We start from the raw sequence: 779 nt of genomic DNA, 5'->3' as shown, positions 1-779 counted from the left end.
CGCTGATTTTTTGAAGGTATGGTCATCATCCAGTGCGTGTCACCACGGCTACGACTTGGTTGTTCGAGGTGCCCGTAAGTAAGACAAGGGCGCCGCAAGGCGCCCATGTTACATGCGGAGTGCAGTGCCGTATCGCGTCGACAAAAAAGCGCAGTCGAGGAGTGAACGCACACGTTGATCGCTGCCTTACAACTCGTAAGACAACACGTCTTCGAAGCCGAAGGTGTCGAAGTTTTCGATACGCGAGGGATACAGGCGGCCGACCAGGTGATCGTATTCATGCTGCACCACACGCGCGTGGAAGCCTTCGGCTTCGCGTTCGATCGGGCTGCCATCGGGCGTGAAACCGCGATAGCGAATGAAGCGATAGCGTGGAATCACCGCGCGCAGGCCTGGAATGGACAGGCAGCCTTCCCACCCGTTTTCCATCTCGTCCGACAGCGGTTCGATCTGCGCATTCGCCACTGCGGTCCGCGGCACCGTCGGCGCTTCGGGGTAGCGCTCGCTGGCCTCGAAACCGAACACCATCAATTGCAGATCCACCGCGATCTGCGGCGCGGCCAGACCGACGCCGCGCGCAGCGTCCATGGTCTCGAACATGTCGTCCACCAGGGTGTGCAGCGCGGCACTGCCCAGGTTGGTGACCGGTAGCGCCACACGCAGCAGGCGTTTGTCGCCCATGCGGATAATCTCGCGCATCATCTAGGGCCTGTTAACACTAATGGCCTGAGCGAGTAAACTATCGGGTATGGAGATCACACCAGAGCAATTTTCCCTAA

1 protein-coding gene is annotated in these 779 nt (G+C 59.3%); it reads right to left on the bottom strand.

Going from position 1 to position 779, the window contains the following annotated elements; all coding sequences use genetic code 11:
• Positions 1–186: 186 nt before the first annotated feature.
• Positions 187–702: a peptide deformylase gene (gene def / locus XpopCFBP1817_RS20965; protein ID WP_128418498.1), complete on the bottom strand. Its 516-nt coding sequence runs from the start codon at positions 700–702 to the stop codon at positions 187–189.
• Positions 703–779 lie beyond the last annotated feature (77 nt).

The sequence above is a fragment of the Xanthomonas populi genome, from assembly GCF_002940065.1.
Lineage (GTDB): Bacteria > Pseudomonadota > Gammaproteobacteria > Xanthomonadales > Xanthomonadaceae > Xanthomonas > Xanthomonas populi.
This window is presented reverse-complemented; position numbering and strand designations above follow the sequence as displayed.

Excerpts from the sequence above, each read along its gene's own strand:
- def (WP_128418498.1), bottom strand. The coding sequence starts at position 702 with ATGATGCGCGAGATTATCCGCATGGGCGACAAACGCCTGCTGCGTGTG.